We start from the raw sequence: 14,295 nt of genomic DNA, 5'->3' as shown, positions 1-14,295 counted from the left end.
CTCCTGTCCGCCACCGAACGGCCGGCACCCGGTGCCCCTCCCACGCCAGGCCACACGGACCTCACACCCGGTCCGGTGCGCCGGGGGGACGGCGCTCCGGTTCCCGTGAGAGATGAGGACCGTGCGCCGATTCCGCCGCGCAGGAAGGACGCAGGCCCGGTGCCCGGCGCCGAGGACCCTTCGGCCGCCGGGCTGGCCAACCTCGAACGGGAACGACGGGCCGAGATCGCGCGCCTGTCGGAGCTGCTCACGGAGGAGGCCAGGCTGTCGGTGGTCAGGCGCGACCTGCTGCGCGTGGAGCAGGAGCTGGCCGCGCTGGTCGAGGCCGACGCTTCCGTCGCCGAGCGGCTGGCCGTCCTGCCCGGCCTCATCGAGCAGGCCGAGCGGGTGCTCGCCGAGGCCCGTACGCACGCCGCCAGGATCCCGGCCGCCCAGGCCGTCCGCGACGCCGCCGCCCACCTGATCGAGATCGACGGCGAGCTCGCCAGGCTGGCGGCCGAGCTGGACGAGTTGTCGCAGCGCGAGGCCGAGCTGTCCGCCGCGGAGGCCGAGCTCCCCGGCCGGCTCGCCGAGGCCGGCGCGGCTCTGGCCGACCTACGCGCGCAGGCGGCGGCCCTCCCCGCCGCCGTCGCGAGTCTCGACGCCGCCAGAGCCGCGCTGCAGGCCACGCACCGCCGCGATGCCCTCGCCGTGGAGCTGGACGCGGCCGTCGCCGCCCATCAGGTGCTGGTCGACCGGGCCCAGACGCTACGCGAACGATGGCTCGACCTGCGTCAGGCCCGCATCGACGGCATGGCGGCCGAGCTGGCCCTCGACCTGGCCGACGGGCAGCCGTGCGCCGTGTGCGGCTCCGGCCACCATCCCGCTCCCGCCGCCCCCGCCCCGAGCGCTCCTTCGGCCGACGACGAGCACGCGGCCGAAACCGAGCACGAGGCCGCGCTCGCCGAGCGCGAGGCGGCGGAACGTGCGCTCGCCTCGCTGGAGTCCCGGCACGCCGACGCGGCCGAGGCCACGGAGGGCCTGGACGTGGCGGAAGCCGAGGAGAGGGTTTCGCTGGCGGAGGAGGAGGTCGCCCGTCTGGAGACGGCGGCCGGTCGCGAGCCTGCCCTGACGGACGCGCTCGGCCGCATCGAGAGCGAACGCGAGCGGGTCAGGGACCAGGCCATGGAGATCGCCGAGGCCCTGGCCGCGCACCGCGCTCACCATACGCGCCTGCGATCCGAACGCGCCCGCCTGCGGACCGGCCTCGCCACCACCGGCCTCGCCGCACCACCCGGGCAGCTCGACACTCCACCCGCCGCGGGTGTCGTGCAGGAACCCGGGGCAGGCTCCACCGGCCGGGAGAGCGGTGGCATGGAGGCCGGGGCGCCCGTGTACGAGGTCGACGGCGCGGTCGTGCTGGCCGCGGCCGAGGAAGAGCTGCGCAGGCTGCGGCAGTCGGCCGGGCGGGAGGACGAGCTGGCCGGGGACGTGGCGCGGCTCCACCGCGAACGGCAGGACCTGGAGGAGGAGAGCCGCGGGGTCGCCGCCAGGCTGGCGGCCCGCCGTACCAAACATGAGGAGCTGAGCGGTGACGCCGGGCGGCTCGGCGCGCGGCTGGACGCGGCGCGGGGCGGCGACCCGACCCTGACCGCCCGGCTGGCCAGGCTGGGTGACGAGGCCGAGCTGCTGCGGGAGGCGCTGGAGGCGACGCAGGCGGCGGCAGCGGCCCATGACGAACTGGCCAGGGCCGGGCAGGCCGCGGAGGAGGCGGCGGCCGAGGCCGGGTTCGCGGACGTGGCGGAGGCGGAGGCGGCGGTCAGGAGCCAGTCCGAGCGGGAGAGCAAGGCGGAGCTGCTGCGCCGCCTCGACGACGAGCACGCCGCCGTCACGAGCACCCTGGCCGATCCCGAACTGGTCGCCGCCGCCGCGGAACCCGCCCCCGACCTGGCGGCGATCGAGGCGGAGCGCGACGCGCTGGAGGAGGCGCACACGCGGCTGTCGAGCGTTCGCGACCGGGCCGTGGCGCGGGTGGCGCGGCTGGAGGAGCTGTACGGCGACCTGTCGGGCCATCTCCAACGGTGGCGGCCGGCCGCTGAGCGGCACCGGCTGGCGGAGCGGATGGCGGCGCTGGCCGGCGGCACGTCCAGCGACAACCGGTGGAGCATGAGCCTGTCGTCGTACGTGCTGGGCGAGCGGCTGCGGCAGGTCGTGGACGCCGCGAACGAACGCCTCGACCACATGTCGGGCGGACGCTACCTGCTACGCCACGATCTGCGGAAGACGGCAGGGTCCCGGGCACGTTCCGGCGGCGGGCTGGGGCTGCGGGTGGCCGACGGATGGACCGGCGTCGACCGCGATCCGGCGACGCTGTCCGGAGGCGAAAGCTTCATCACCTCGCTCGCCCTGGCGCTGGGCCTGGCCGACGTCGTCACGGCGGAGGCCGGTGGGGCGGAGCTCGGCATGCTCTTCGTGGACGAGGGTTTCGGCACCCTCGACGAGGACACCCTCGACAGCGTCCTCGACATCCTCGACGGGCTGCGCGACGGCGGGCGGGCGGTCGGCATCGTCAGCCACGTCGCCGAGCTCAGGTCCCGGATCTCCGCCCAGCTCAAGGTCACCAAGACCCGCACCGGATCCACCCTCACCTCGGTCGGCGTCGGCTGAGACGGCATCCCACCACGCGTGACCTGAGCGGCGGTCAGGCGTCGCTGCTCACCGGGGCCGGGCGGGCGACAGCGGCCAGCCGGGCGGCCACGCCGGACAGGTCGAGCTTGTTGGCCTCCTCGACCCGTGCCACCGCGGCGGCGGGCACCGCGGCGATGCCGTTGAGCGCGCCCGCGACGGCGGCGGCCATGCAGCCGACCGTGTCGGAGTCGCCGCCGGCGGTGGCCGCGGCGACCGCGGTCCTGAACGGGTCGCCGCCCGCCGCCACCAGCAGGCCGATGGCCGCCGGGCAGGCCTCGGCCGCGGGCAGGCCCGTGCCGATGACGGAGGCGATCCGCTCGATGGCGTCGTCCAGGTCGCGGGACTGTACGGCCAGCGTGACGGCCAGGTCGATGCGCTGGGCGACGGAGGGTCCGGGGACGTGCCGGCCGTGTTCGGAACCGAGGGCCTCGCCGAGTTCGGCGCCGCGCCGCGCCGCCCGTACGACCTGGAAGAGGTCCGCGCCGTCCACGCAGGCGGCGGCGGTGGCGGCGGCGATGGCGGCTGCCCCGGCGACGCCGATGTTCGTGTGGTGGCTCGGCACGCACGTCAGGTGGGCCGCGCGTACGGCGCCCTCGACGTCACCGGGGTGCACCAGCCCGGCAGGGGCTACCCGCATGGCGCCGCCGTTGCTGGCGCCCTCGCTCATGATGCGACCCGCCTTGCCCACCTCCCAGGGGTCGTCGCCGGCCTTGAGGCGTTCGATGGCCCGGCGCGTGGTGGGGCCGGCGAAGTGGGGATAGTAGGCGGGGTTGCCGGACCAGCCGATGAGCAGGCGGGCCATGACCTCGGGGGTGACGGCTCCGTCGTGCTCGATGTACGCCTCGGCCAGCAGCAGCATCTGGCTGGAGTCGTCGGTGATCTGGGCCGGCCCGCGCCCGACCGCGTACGGCGCGTCGGGCAGCGGCGTGTGGAAGCTCTCGACCCTGCGGCCGAACAGCTCCCGGATCTCCGGGATGGAGCGTTCCTCGGTGGGAGCGCCGAGGGCGTCGGCGATGCAGGCGGCGGCCAGGCTGCCGTGGATGCGGTCCAGAAGAGTGGTCATCGGATTCCTTGTAGACGGGGTGCGGCGTCGAGGGTGACGTTGCGCAGGGTTGTCCCGATGCCGGTGCCGGCGTCGAGGTAGGCGCGTGAGCCGAGGTGGCCGACGCAGAGGGAGGCGGTGGCGACGCCGGCGCGCAGGCAGTCGGCGAGGGGGCGCCCGAGGATCCAGGACCCGGTGAACGCCCCGGCCAGGGCGTCTCCGGCGCCGGTGGTGTCGACGACGTCGACCCGCGGCCCGCGCGCGAGCCAGCTCCCGTCCCGGCTGTGGCACGACGCGCCGTTGCGCCCGCCGGTCACCACGACGACGGACGCGCCGGCGGACATGAGCAGCGCGGCACAACGTTCCGGATCGCCGCCGGCGAGCACCTCGGCCGTGCCCTGGTTGCAGAAGACGAGGTCGCTGGCGCGGGCGAGGGCGCGTACCTCGTCCCAGCGTCCGGAGACGGCGTCGGGTTCGAGGTCCACGGCCACGGCCGCGCCGTTCGCTCGGGCGCGGGTGGCGAGGTCGAGCGCCCAGCCGAGGTCGTCGGCGAGCGGGGCGACGACCCGCGCCGTACGGAGCAGGTCGTCGGAAACCTGTCCCGCGGCCGGGATCTTCACCTCGGTCACCGCTCCGACGAGGGACTTCTCGCCGGTGTCGTCGAGCTGGACCACGCAGAACCAGGTGTGACCGCCGGCGACGGTGATGCTCGCCGACACGTCCACCCCGTGGGCGGCCAGCCGGTCCAGCGCCTGGCGGCCGGGTTCGTCGGAGCCGACGGCGGTGACCAGGCCGCTGCGGGCTCCGGCGAACCCGGCCGCGGCGGCGAGGTTGGCGCTCATGCCCCCGCCCTGGATGCTGAGCAGCCGCCCGATCGCCTTGCCGTCGGCGGTGGCGATGTGGGGCACCTGGACGAAGTAGTCGACGCTGGCGTCCCCGACCGCGAGCACGTCCAGGGGCCGCGGGTTCGTGGCGGTCATCCTGGGGCCCTCCCGCTGAGGAGGTTGTTCAGCAGGGCGGCGCCGACCAGGACCAGGCCCAGGATGCCGGTCTGCACGGAGTTGCCGACCTGGGCCAGTTGCAACCCCCAGGACAGCACCACCACGACGGCGAGCGCCAGCAGGACGCCGCTGAGGTGCCCGCGACCGCCGAAGATGTGGATGCCGCCGAGCACCGCGATGGTGATGGCCTGCAGCTCCATCCCGAGGCCGGCGCTGGGCCGGGCCGTGAGCAGCCACGCGTTGGTCACCACGGCGCCGAGCGCGGCCAGCGCGCCGGACAGGCAGTACAGCCGGAATCTGAGCTGGTTCACGTCGATCCCGACCAGGGCGGCGGCCCGGTCGCTGGTGCCGATCTGGTGCAGCCGCCGGCCGAAGGCGGTGCGGTTCTGCGCCCAGATGGCCACGGCGAACGCGGGCGCGAGCACCAGCAGCACCTGGGCGGGTACGCCGAGGATCGCGCTCTGGCCGAGGGCGGCGAAGCCCTCCCGGTTGAACCCGCCGAGCTGGCCTCCGTCGGTCAGCACCTGGGCGAGCGCTCCGTACAGGAAGAGCGTGCTCAGCGTGACGATCAGCGGGGGCAGGCCCAGCCGGGCGACCATGAAGCCGTTGACGGAGCCGAGCAGCGCGCCGAAGGCGACCGTCACGAGGGCGGCCAGCCACGGGCTGAGGCCGAGGTTCTGGGCGAGCAGGCCCATGACGATGCCCGACAGGCTCAGCGCGGACCCGACGGACAGGTCGATGCCGCCCCGGCCGCCGAGGATGACCAGCGACACGCCGAGGGCCAGCAGGCCGATGACCGCGCCGTACTGCGTCATCGCCAGCAGGTTGCCCACTTCGAGGAAGTAGGGCGACAGCAGGCTCATCAGCGCGCCGAGGGCGACGACGAGCACGGCGAGGAACACCCTGCGATCGCTCACGCGGTCCCGCAACGGCCGCCGGGGCAGGGCTCCCGTGGTCATTTCCTGGCTCCGATCCGCTTGTCGAGGGTGCGCCGGGTCAGTACGTCGAAGGCGACCGCGAGGGCGACCGCCGCCCCGACCAGCACGCCGTTCCACAACGGGGGCACGCCCATCAGCACGACGCCGTTCTGCAGCAGCGCGATGAAGGCCAGGCCGCCGAGGGTGCGCAGGACGCCGCCCTCGCCGCCGAGGATGCTGGTGCCGCCGACGACCACGGCGGCGATCGCGGGCAGGGTGAGCTCGTTGCCGGCCGTGGCCTGGACGACACCGACCCGGCCGACGTAGATGAGCGCCGCGAGGCCGACGAGGACGCCCACGAGCACGTACGCCGCGAACGCCGTCCGGCCGACGGGCACCCCGAGCAGCCGCGCGCCCTCGGCGTCGTTGCCGATGGCGAACAGTCGCCGCCCGAACACCCGGTGCCGCAGCACGTACGCCAGCACGCCGAACACGGCCAGCACGACCAGGCCCACCAGGGGCAGCCCGCCGGCGCGGGCCGGGCCGAGCGCGGGCACGACGGGGCCGGCGAAGACGTCGGTGCTGTCCCAGAGGATGAACAGCACGGTCTTGAAGATGGCGGCGGTGCCCAGCGTGGTGATGATGGGGGAGATCCGCCCGCCGACGACCAGGGCGCCGTTGACGGCGCCGAGCGCGCCGCCGAGCAGCAGGGCGATGACGACGACCAGCGGCGGCGGCATGCCGGCGACGAACAGCGTGGCGCCGACCCAGGCGACCACGCCGAGCATCGGCCCGACGGACACGTCGATCCCGGCCAGCAGGACGACCAGCGTCACTCCCGCGGCCAGCAGCGCCAGGTCGGCCGAGTTGATCACCACGTTGGCGAGGTTGGCCGCGGACAGGAAGCCGGGGGCGGCCACGGTGAAGAAGATCACCTCGGCGGCCAGGAGGATCGGCAGCAGCGCGTTGCGGAGCACGACCAGCATGCGCGCGGAGGGCGCGAACGCGGAGGGGACGGTCGTCGTGGTCACGGGTTCACCCCCATCGTGGCGCGCAGCACGGCGTCCTCGGTCAGGTCGTCGCCGCTCAGCTCCGCGGCCACGCGGCCCTCGCGCATCACGTAGACGCGGTCGGAGACGGCGAGCAGTTCCGGCAGGTCGCTGGAGACGGCCAGCACCGCGGTGCCCTCGCGGGCGACCTCCACCAGGCGCTGCTGGATGTCGGTCTTGGTGGCCACGTCGATGCCCCGGGTCGGCTCGTCCAGGATGAGGATCTTGGGCTCCGTGGCGAGCTGCCGGGCGAAAAGCGTCTTCTGCTGGTGCCCGCCGGACAGGCCGGTGACGGGGAAGGCCGGCGTGGAGGCCTTGATGCGCAGCCGGTCGATCCACGTGGTCGCGAGCTTGCGTTCCTCGGCGCGGCGGATGACGCCGAGCCGGCCGAGGAGCTCCGGCAGCTTGACGGCGGTGATGTTGCTGAGCGTGTCCATGCCGGGGAAGATGCCGAGCGTCTTGCGGTCCTCCGGCAGGTAGGCGATGCCGGCGGCCATGGCGTCACGCGGGCCGCGCGGCGTGTGCGGCCGGCCGTCCACCCGCATGGTGCCGGAGGTGGGGCGCAGCGCGCCGAAGACGGTCAGGGCCAGCTCGGTACGCCCGGCCCCGACGAGCCCGTACAGGCCGACCACCTCGCCGCCGCGGACGGTCAGGTCGACGTCCGAGACCGCGCCCGGCACGGTGAGCCCGGAGGTCTCCAGCATGACGGGCCCGGGTCGCGCGGCCGAGCGGCTGATGGCGGCGTTGACCGGCCGGCCGGACATCATCTCCAGGATCCTGTCGTGGTCGGCCGCCGAGGCGGGCAGGTCGCCGGCGAGCCTGCCGTCCTTCAGCACGATGAACCGGTCCGCGACGTGCTCCAGCTCCTCGAAGCGGTGCGTGATGTACAGCACGCCGACGCCGGCGTCGGAGAGCCTCTGCACGATGAGGAACAACCTGCGGACCTCGGCGTCGGTCAGGATCGAGGTGGGCTCGTCCAGGATCAGCACCTTGGCCTCGACGTCGACCGCCCGCGCGATCAGCGCCAGTTGCTGCTCGGCCAGGCTGAGCGCGTCCATGCGGCGGCTCAGCAACTCCACGGGGACGTCGAGCCGCCGGAACAGCTCCTCGCCGCGCCCGCGCATCCGGCGCCAGTCGACCTGGCCCGCGCGGTCGCGTGGCTCCCGGCCGACGTAGAGGTTCTCCAGCACCGACAGCCGGGGGAAGAACGACGGCTCCTGATAGACGACGCTGACGCCGCCGGCCAGCGCGGCTCCCGGTGAGGAGGGCCGGTGCGGGGCGCCGTCCAGGGTCATCTCGCCGCGGTCGGGAGGGTACACGCCGGCAATGATCTTGATCAGGGTGGATTTGCCGGCGCCGTTCTCGCCGAGCACGGCCAGCCGCTCGCCGGCCCCGAGCGTGAAAGCGACGTCGATGAGGGCCGTGGTGGCGCCGAAGCTCTTGGACAGGCCGGACACCGAGAGGATGGGCCGCACGTCGCTCCTAGTAGTCATACCGGGCGATGTTCGCCTTGGTGAAGACCATCGGCGGGCCCATGACGAGTGTCTTGGTCGCCGCCGAGTACTCGACGGGGTCCTTCAGGCCCGGCACGGTGTTCTTCGCGGCGAGCTGCTTGCCGTCCAGCAGCTGCTTCATCGCCCAGACGGTCAGCACACCGAGGTTCGGGACGTTCCAGAGCACCGTGGAGGTCATCACGCCGGACTCGACGTACGTGCGTGCCGTCCTCGGCGACCCGAAGCCGGAGACCGCCACCTTCCCCGTCTTGCCGGCGTTCTGGACGGCCTGCGCCACTCCGGGCACGGCCGTCGAGGGCACCGCGATGATCGCCTTGAGGTCGGGGTAGGCGGTCATGAGGTCCTGAGCCTCTTTCAGCGCCTGCGCGGTGTCCGTGGTGTAGCGCACGCCGCCGACGAGCTCCAGGGCGGGGTAGGTGGACTGCTGCCGCTTGCGCGCCTCGGCCACCCAGCTGTTGAACGTCTGCGTGTCGGCCGCGCCGGACACGATGCCGTACTCGCCCGTTCCGCCCATGGCCTTGGCGATCTCGTCCATCACGGTCGCGCCGAGCGCGGCGTCGGAGGCCTGCTGCACGAACAGCTGGCGTTCGCTGTCGGGCGCGTCGGCGTCGGAGGTGATCACGACGATGCCCTTCTTCCGCGCGGCGGCGATGGCCGGGTTCATCGACCGGGGGTCGAGCGGGGAGACCGCGATCGCGGCGTAGCCCTGCTGGACGAGGCTGTTGAAGATGCGCAGCTGCTCGGTCGCGTCCGCGGTGGACGGCCCCGCCTGGGTGTAGGACATGCCGAGCGACTGCGCCGTCTTCTCCGCGCCGTCCTTGAAAGCGGAGAAGTAGGGTACGCCCTCCACCTGGGAGACGAAGGCCACCTTCGGCCCTTCGCCACCACCGGTGCTGGGCGCGGCGCTCTGGCCGGCCGGACCTCCCACGGTCGAACAGGCCGCCAGGGCGATCGCCGTCACGACGGCCATGACCCCGGCTCTGATGTTTCGCATATCGCATCCCGAGATGACGTGCTGACAGGTCTCAGGCGCACCCCGTATCTCGCCCGTGCCGCCACCGTAAGAATTGGTACCAACCAGTGTCAAGAGTTGTAGGTACAAATCTGGATGTTGTTGGTATATGTTGTGCATGGAGCTTGTTGACTGGTACTTCGGTCTGCGCCGGGTTCGCGAGCGAGGGGAGTTGGGCCCGCATGACCAAGCGCCATGCGCACGAGATCGTGGCTGATTCGCTGCGCACGCACATCCTCGAAGGCCGGTACAAACCGGGGCAGCGCCTGCCGTCCGAGGAGGCGCTCACCGAGGAGTACGGCGTCAGCCGCAACACCGTGCGGGTCGCGCTGAACCACCTCGCCGCGGCCAACCTCATCACCCGGCGCCGCGGATCCGGCAGCTACGTCAACTCCGACCTCGGCATCAGCCACTCCCTCGGCAACCTGCGCAGCTTCACCGTGCTCCTGCGCGACCTGGGCCTGCAACCGGGCATCACCGAGGTCGAGGTGCGCCTCGACCCCAGCCCTCCCCTGGAGATCCTCGGGTTTCTCCCCTCCGAGGTCGCCTGGCTGGTCCGCAGGGTGCGGACGGGCTCGGGCTCGCCCTTCGCGCTCCTCGACTCATGGCTTCCCGACCGGATCGGCTCCCGCATCGACCCGGAGGCCCTCATTCGGCGCCAGTCGTTGTACGCCTCCCTCGCGGAAGACCTCGACATCAAGGTCTCCGAGGCCACGGAGAGCATCCACGCCGAGGCCGCCGACGAACGCGAGGCCCGCGTCCTCGACGTCCCGGTCGGCAGCCCGCTCATCGTCATCAGGCGGTGGACCTACGACCGCGCCGGCAGGCCCGTCGAATACACCCGATCGGCCGCCCGCGGTGACCGCTACAGGTACGTGGTCAAGCTCCGCGCCTGAGCCCGCCGGTCGCGGCCGGTGACGACCTCGCGCACCGGCCCGCCAGTGTGGTCAGGTCCGGGCGAGCTCGTGGAACCGGGCGACGTCGGGCTGGAACCCCTGTGACGCTTTCCTCAGCCGAGCGAGGCGATCAGCCGAGGCAGGGCGGCCGGGTCATGGAAGAGGGTGGCGCCGAGGCCGGCGAGACGGTCGGCGGGGGTGAAGCCGCCGGCGTAGGCCAGGCAGCGCATGCCCGCGCTCATCGCCGCGGTCACCCCGAACGGGCTGTCCTCCACCACCACGCACCGTTCCGGCGGCACCCCCATCGTGCGCGCCGCGTGCAGGAACAGGTCGGGCGCCGGCTTGCCCCTGGCGACGTCCTCGGCGCTGAACACCCGCCCGTCGAACCGCTTGCCCAGCCCCGTGAGCTCCAGGCTGCGGCGGATGGTGGCGTGCCGGCCGTTGGAGGCCACGCAGGTCGGCACCGTGAGCTGGTCGATCGCCGCCTCGATGCCCTCGACGGCCCGTAGCTCCGCCATGATCGCGGCCTTGTGATCCGCGTTGAGCCGCTCGCGCCAGCCCGGCGGCGTCTCGCCGACCTGCTCGGCCCAGTATTCGTTGGTGCAGCCCACGAAACGCTCGGCGTACTCCGCCTCGTCGATCGTCCAGCCCAGGCGCCGCAACGCGGCGGTGCCCACGCGCGTGGAGATGGGCTCGCTGTCCACGAGCACCCCGTCACAGTCGAAGATGACCAGATCGATGGCCAAGCCGGCTCCTTTCCCTGCAGGTCGGCTACGAACCTATCTGATGTGACATAGGGCCAGGTGATAGCGTTCGCGTATCGCTTCACAAGACGCTAGTCCGCATGGTGAGACCCGAATGACGACAACCCCCCAGACGGCGGCCCCCAGCAGGTCCAGGGTCGCGGCCGCCAGCCTCATCGGCACCGCGATCGAGTTCTACGACTTCTACATCTACGGCACCGCCGCGGCCCTGGTGCTGAACACCGCCTTCTTCCCCGACCTCGACCCGGTGGCGGGCAGCCTGGCGGCGTTCTCGACGTTCGCCGTGGCCTTCATCTCGCGCCCGCTCGGCTCGGCGCTGTTCGGGCACTGGGGCGACCGGATCGGCCGCAAGTCCATGCTCGTCGTGTCGCTGCTCGTGATGGGGCTGTCGACGGTGGCGATCGGGCTGCTGCCCGGCTACGCCGCGATCGGCGTCATGGCCCCCGTGCTGCTGGTGCTGCTGCGGTTCACGCAGGGCATCGGCCTCGGCGGCGAGTGGGGCGGCGCGGCTCTGCTGGCCACCGAGCACGCGCCGCCCGGCAAGCGCGGACTCTACGCGATGTTCCCGCAGCTCGGACCGTCCGTCGGGTTCATCGTGGCCAACGGGCTGTTCCTCGTGCTGGGCGAGACGCTGAGCGATGACGCGTTCGGGAGCTGGGGGTGGCGGCTGCCGTTCGTGGCGAGCCTGCTGCTGGTGATCGTCGGCCTGTACGTACGGCTGAAGATCTCCGAGACGCCCGTCTTCCAGCAGGCCATGGACCAGCGGCGCATCGCCAGGGTGCCGTTCGCCGGGCTCATGCGGCACCAGTGGCGGCGCGTCCTGCTCGGCGCCGGCGCCATGACGATCGCGTACACGCTCTTCTACACCGCCACCACCTACTGCCTGGCGTACGGCACCAACACGCTGGAGATCCCGAAGACCACGATGCTCGCGCTCACCATGATCGGCGTCCTGTTCATGGCCGCGGGCACCGTGGTCTCGGCGATGGTCTCCGACCGGCTGGGCCGGCGGCGCACCCTGATCACGGGTACCGGCGTGGCCATCGTGTGGGGGCTGGTGATGTTCCCGCTGATGGAGACGAGGTCCGTCGTGCTCGCCGGGGTGGCGCTGGCCGGGGCGCTGGCGCTGATGGGGCTGGTCTTCGGGCCGATGGGGGCGTACCTGCCGGAGTTGTTCAGGACGGAATACCGCTACAGCGGCGCGTCGGTCGCCTACAGCCTCGGCGGGGTGCTCGGGGGCGCGGTGCCGCCGCTGGTCGCCACTGGCATGCAGGCCGGCGGCATGGGAGCGATGGCGGTCGGCGGGTACGTGTCGGCGATGGCGCTGCTGAGCCTGCTCTGCCTGCTCGCCCTGCCCGAGACGGGCGACGAATCCCTGTAAAACCACCTGTTCGTGGCACCCGGCCAGGTAATGTGGTGCTCATCAACACGGCGGTCGAACAGAGCCGTGGCGCCCACGGCCGCGCTGACTCCCTGGGACCGACTCCTTCTGGACGACCCGCAGGGGAGTAAGCGCGGCCGGAACGCTCAGGCGCTCTCGTAACCCGGGAACAACAGCGACAACTCCCTCGGGTACGCTCCGATCAGGCGCAGCTCGTCGTCCGTGAGCGGCCTGCCCGTCATCGCGTTGCAGAGCTGCACCAACCGGAAGGCCAGCCCTTCGTCGGGCGTCGCGATCCCCAGCGCGTCCATGACGTGCCCGAACCCGGCCTTGCCGCCGTACTCGCCGGTGAGCACCACCCGCCCGTTCCGCGCGTGCCAGTCCTCGGGGAACGGCCCCAGCGTCGCCTCGTCGTACAGCTCGTACGTGCCGTGGTCCTTCAGCGCGCCGTCGGCGTGGATGCCCGACTCGTGCGCGAACGCGTTGCGCCCCACCCCGACCTGGTTGTACGGCAGCGGCTGCCCCAGCGCGTAACTCGCCCACAACCCGAACCTGCGGGCCCACGACAGGTCGAGCGGGTCGCCGATCGCGGCGTCGAGCCCGAAACCGTGCTCGAAGGCGAGGACGGTGGAGAGCAGGTCGGCGTTCCCCGAGCGCTCGCCGATGCCGTTCACGCACGTGTTGATCCACGCGTCCTGCCCCGCGTCCAGGTCGCCCAGAGCGCCCGAGACGGAGTTGGCCACGGCCATGCCGAGGTCGTTGTGGCAGTGGGTCTCGACCGGCATCGCGGTCGCCGCGGCCAGCTTGGCGAAGCGCTCGCGGATCCGGCCCGGCGTGTCGCCGCCGATCGTGTCGCAGTAGCGCACCCGGCCGGCGCCCGCGTCCTTGGCCGCCAGGGCGAACTCCAGCAGGAAGGCGTCGTCCGTACGCGAGCCGTCCTCGGCGTTCACCCCCACGGTCAGCGCGCCCGCGTCCTTGGCCGCGCGGACCGCGGCCGTCATCTCCCTGATGATCGCCTCCCGGTCCAGGCGGCCCCGGAACTTGTTCTGGATCATGTAGTCGGACGTCGAGATGGACAGGTTGTAGTGCTTCAGCCCGAGAGGCGCCGCCTTCTCCACGTCCTGCGGCACGCCCCGGCACCAGCCGGACAGCCGCAGCCCGCCGAACGCCCCCGCCGCGCCCAGCGCCACCTGGGCCTTGACGTACGGGACCTCGTGGAAGAGGAACGGGAAGCCGATCTCGGACTGGGCCACGCCGAGCCTGCCCAGATAGAAGTTGACCATGGTCTTGCCGAACTTGGACAGGCCGGTGCGCGCGGTCTGCACGCCGTCCCGGTTGGTGACATCGAGGAAATGAACCTTGGGCATGCCCTCACGTTGACATGTTTGCTCAACGTGGATCAATATTGATTTTCATCAACATGATAGGAGGACTCCCCTTCGATGGAGTGGATCGACGCGGCCACGGCCGCCGAACGGCTCGGCGTCAAGCCCGCCACGCTGTACGCGTACGTGAGCAGGGGAGTGCTGCGGCGGCGGCACGGCGACGACGGCCGGCGCAGCCTCTTCTCCGCCGAGGAGGTCGAACGCCTCGCCCGCCGCGGCCGTCCCCGCAACCGGCAGCCGGAGCTCGTCATCGAGTCGTCCGTCACCGCGCTCGGCGCAGACAGGCCCTACTACCGGGGACGCGACGCGATCGAGCTCGCCGGGACGAGCTACTTCGAGACGGTCGCCATGTGGCTCTGGACCGCCGACCCCGCACTCTGGCAGCCCCGGCGCGGCGCCTCCGCCGAGGTGTGGAGGTGCGAGCCAGAGGCGCTGCGGGCCGCCGTCGCCGCCCAGCGCGGGCTGCCGGAGGACCTGCTGCCGCTCGACCGCCTCCAGGTGATCGCCACCGTGCTCGGCGCGTCCGACCCCCTCCGCCACCAGCTCGACCCCGCCTCGGTGACCGGCACGGGCCGCCGCCTGATCGCCGGCCTGGTCGACGCCATGCCGCAGCTCGGTGAGTCCCAGGGCGAGTCGATCGCCGAACGCCTGTGGTCCCGTCTGTGCC

Annotated in this window: 12 protein-coding genes; 4 read left to right on the top strand and 8 right to left on the bottom strand. The window is 72.6% G+C overall.

Translation table 11 applies throughout. The annotated features are described in order from the left end of the window. Positions 1-159: 159 nt before the first annotated feature. Positions 160-2,646, top strand: coding sequence for an SbcC/MukB-like Walker B domain-containing protein (locus GUY59_RS51065; RefSeq protein WP_252375193.1), 2,487 nt, complete (start codon positions 160-162; stop codon positions 2,644-2,646). A gap of 34 nt (positions 2,647-2,680) precedes the next feature. Here the strand turns inward: GUY59_RS51065 and GUY59_RS42205 are convergent, their stop codons facing one another. From GUY59_RS42205 to GUY59_RS42180, 6 genes are read right to left on the bottom strand one after another with little or no spacing between them, the layout of a single operon-like run. Beyond that, entirely contained in the window at positions 2,681-3,730 is a 1,050-nt protein-coding gene (locus GUY59_RS42205) for an ADP-ribosylglycohydrolase family protein (RefSeq protein ID WP_138207389.1), read from the bottom strand. After that, complete coding sequence (locus GUY59_RS42200) at positions 3,727-4,689, bottom strand: carbohydrate kinase family protein (protein WP_138207391.1); 963 nt, start codon at positions 4,687-4,689, stop codon at positions 3,727-3,729. The genes GUY59_RS42205 and GUY59_RS42200 overlap by 4 nt, the downstream gene beginning before the upstream one ends. Continuing rightward, positions 4,686-5,669 carry an ABC transporter permease gene (locus GUY59_RS42195; protein WP_138207393.1) on the bottom strand — a complete coding sequence of 328 codons (984 nt, stop codon included), beginning with the start codon at positions 5,667-5,669 and terminating at the stop codon, positions 4,686-4,688. The genes GUY59_RS42200 and GUY59_RS42195 overlap by 4 nt, the downstream gene beginning before the upstream one ends. Further along, entirely contained in the window at positions 5,666-6,658 is a 993-nt protein-coding gene (locus GUY59_RS42190; protein ID WP_138207395.1) for an ABC transporter permease, read from the bottom strand. The genes GUY59_RS42195 and GUY59_RS42190 overlap by 4 nt, the downstream gene beginning before the upstream one ends. Then, positions 6,655-8,151, bottom strand: a complete 1,497-nt coding sequence (locus GUY59_RS42185) for a sugar ABC transporter ATP-binding protein (RefSeq protein WP_161714994.1) — start codon at positions 8,149-8,151, stop codon at positions 6,655-6,657. The genes GUY59_RS42190 and GUY59_RS42185 overlap by 4 nt, the downstream gene beginning before the upstream one ends. Positions 8,152-8,158: 7 nt before the next feature. Further along, positions 8,159-9,184 carry an autoinducer 2 ABC transporter substrate-binding protein gene (locus GUY59_RS42180; RefSeq protein ID WP_161714993.1) on the bottom strand — a complete coding sequence of 342 codons (1,026 nt, stop codon included), beginning with the start codon at positions 9,182-9,184 and terminating at the stop codon, positions 8,159-8,161. A gap of 200 nt (positions 9,185-9,384) precedes the next feature. Here GUY59_RS42180 and GUY59_RS42175 point away from each other — a divergent pair, with 200 nt between their 5' ends. Beyond that, positions 9,385-10,098, top strand: coding sequence for a GntR family transcriptional regulator (locus GUY59_RS42175; protein ID WP_138207399.1), 714 nt, complete (start codon positions 9,385-9,387; stop codon positions 10,096-10,098). 113 nt (positions 10,099-10,211) lie between these two features. Here GUY59_RS42175 and GUY59_RS42170 read toward each other — a convergent pair whose 3' ends face one another. Further along, complete coding sequence (locus GUY59_RS42170; RefSeq protein WP_138207401.1) at positions 10,212-10,844, bottom strand: HAD family hydrolase; 633 nt, start codon at positions 10,842-10,844, stop codon at positions 10,212-10,214. A 112-nt stretch (positions 10,845-10,956) separates the two neighbouring features. Between GUY59_RS42170 and GUY59_RS42165 the strand changes: the two genes are divergently transcribed. Then, positions 10,957-12,243 carry an MFS transporter gene (locus tag GUY59_RS42165; protein WP_132340029.1) on the top strand — a complete coding sequence of 429 codons (1,287 nt, stop codon included), beginning with the start codon at positions 10,957-10,959 and terminating at the stop codon, positions 12,241-12,243. Between the two features lie 146 nt (positions 12,244-12,389). Here GUY59_RS42165 and GUY59_RS42160 read toward each other — a convergent pair whose 3' ends face one another. After that, positions 12,390-13,610, bottom strand: a complete 1,221-nt coding sequence (locus GUY59_RS42160; RefSeq protein WP_138207403.1) for a LeuA family protein — start codon at positions 13,608-13,610, stop codon at positions 12,390-12,392. Positions 13,611-13,685: 75 nt separating this feature from the next. On the opposite strand from GUY59_RS42160, the gene GUY59_RS42155 reads away from it, so the two are divergent. Further along, positions 13,686-14,295, top strand: a 610-nt coding sequence (locus GUY59_RS42155; protein ID WP_161714992.1) for a helix-turn-helix domain-containing protein, incomplete at its 3' end; no start/stop codon positions are given.

This window comes from Nonomuraea sp. K271, from assembly GCF_009908215.1.
Taxonomy (GTDB): domain Bacteria; phylum Actinomycetota; class Actinomycetes; order Streptosporangiales; family Streptosporangiaceae; genus Nonomuraea; species Nonomuraea longispora.
Note: the sequence above shows the minus strand (reverse complement) of the source record. Positions and strands in the feature narration are given on the sequence as shown.

Excerpts from the sequence above, each read along its gene's own strand:
- GUY59_RS42205 (WP_138207389.1), bottom strand. The coding sequence starts at position 3,730 with ATGACCACTCTTCTGGACCGCATCCACGGCAGCCTGGCCGCCGCCTGC.
- GUY59_RS42200 (WP_138207391.1), bottom strand. The coding sequence starts at position 4,689 with ATGACCGCCACGAACCCGCGGCCCCTGGACGTGCTCGCGGTCGGGGAC.
- GUY59_RS42195 (WP_138207393.1), bottom strand. The coding sequence starts at position 5,669 with ATGACCACGGGAGCCCTGCCCCGGCGGCCGTTGCGGGACCGCGTGAGC.
- GUY59_RS42180 (WP_161714993.1), bottom strand. The coding sequence starts at position 9,184 with ATGCGAAACATCAGAGCCGGGGTCATGGCCGTCGTGACGGCGATCGCC.
- GUY59_RS42175 (WP_138207399.1), top strand. The coding sequence starts at position 9,385 with ATGACCAAGCGCCATGCGCACGAGATCGTGGCTGATTCGCTGCGCACG.
- GUY59_RS42165 (WP_132340029.1), top strand. The coding sequence starts at position 10,957 with ATGACGACAACCCCCCAGACGGCGGCCCCCAGCAGGTCCAGGGTCGCG.
- GUY59_RS42160 (WP_138207403.1), bottom strand. The coding sequence starts at position 13,610 with ATGCCCAAGGTTCATTTCCTCGATGTCACCAACCGGGACGGCGTGCAG.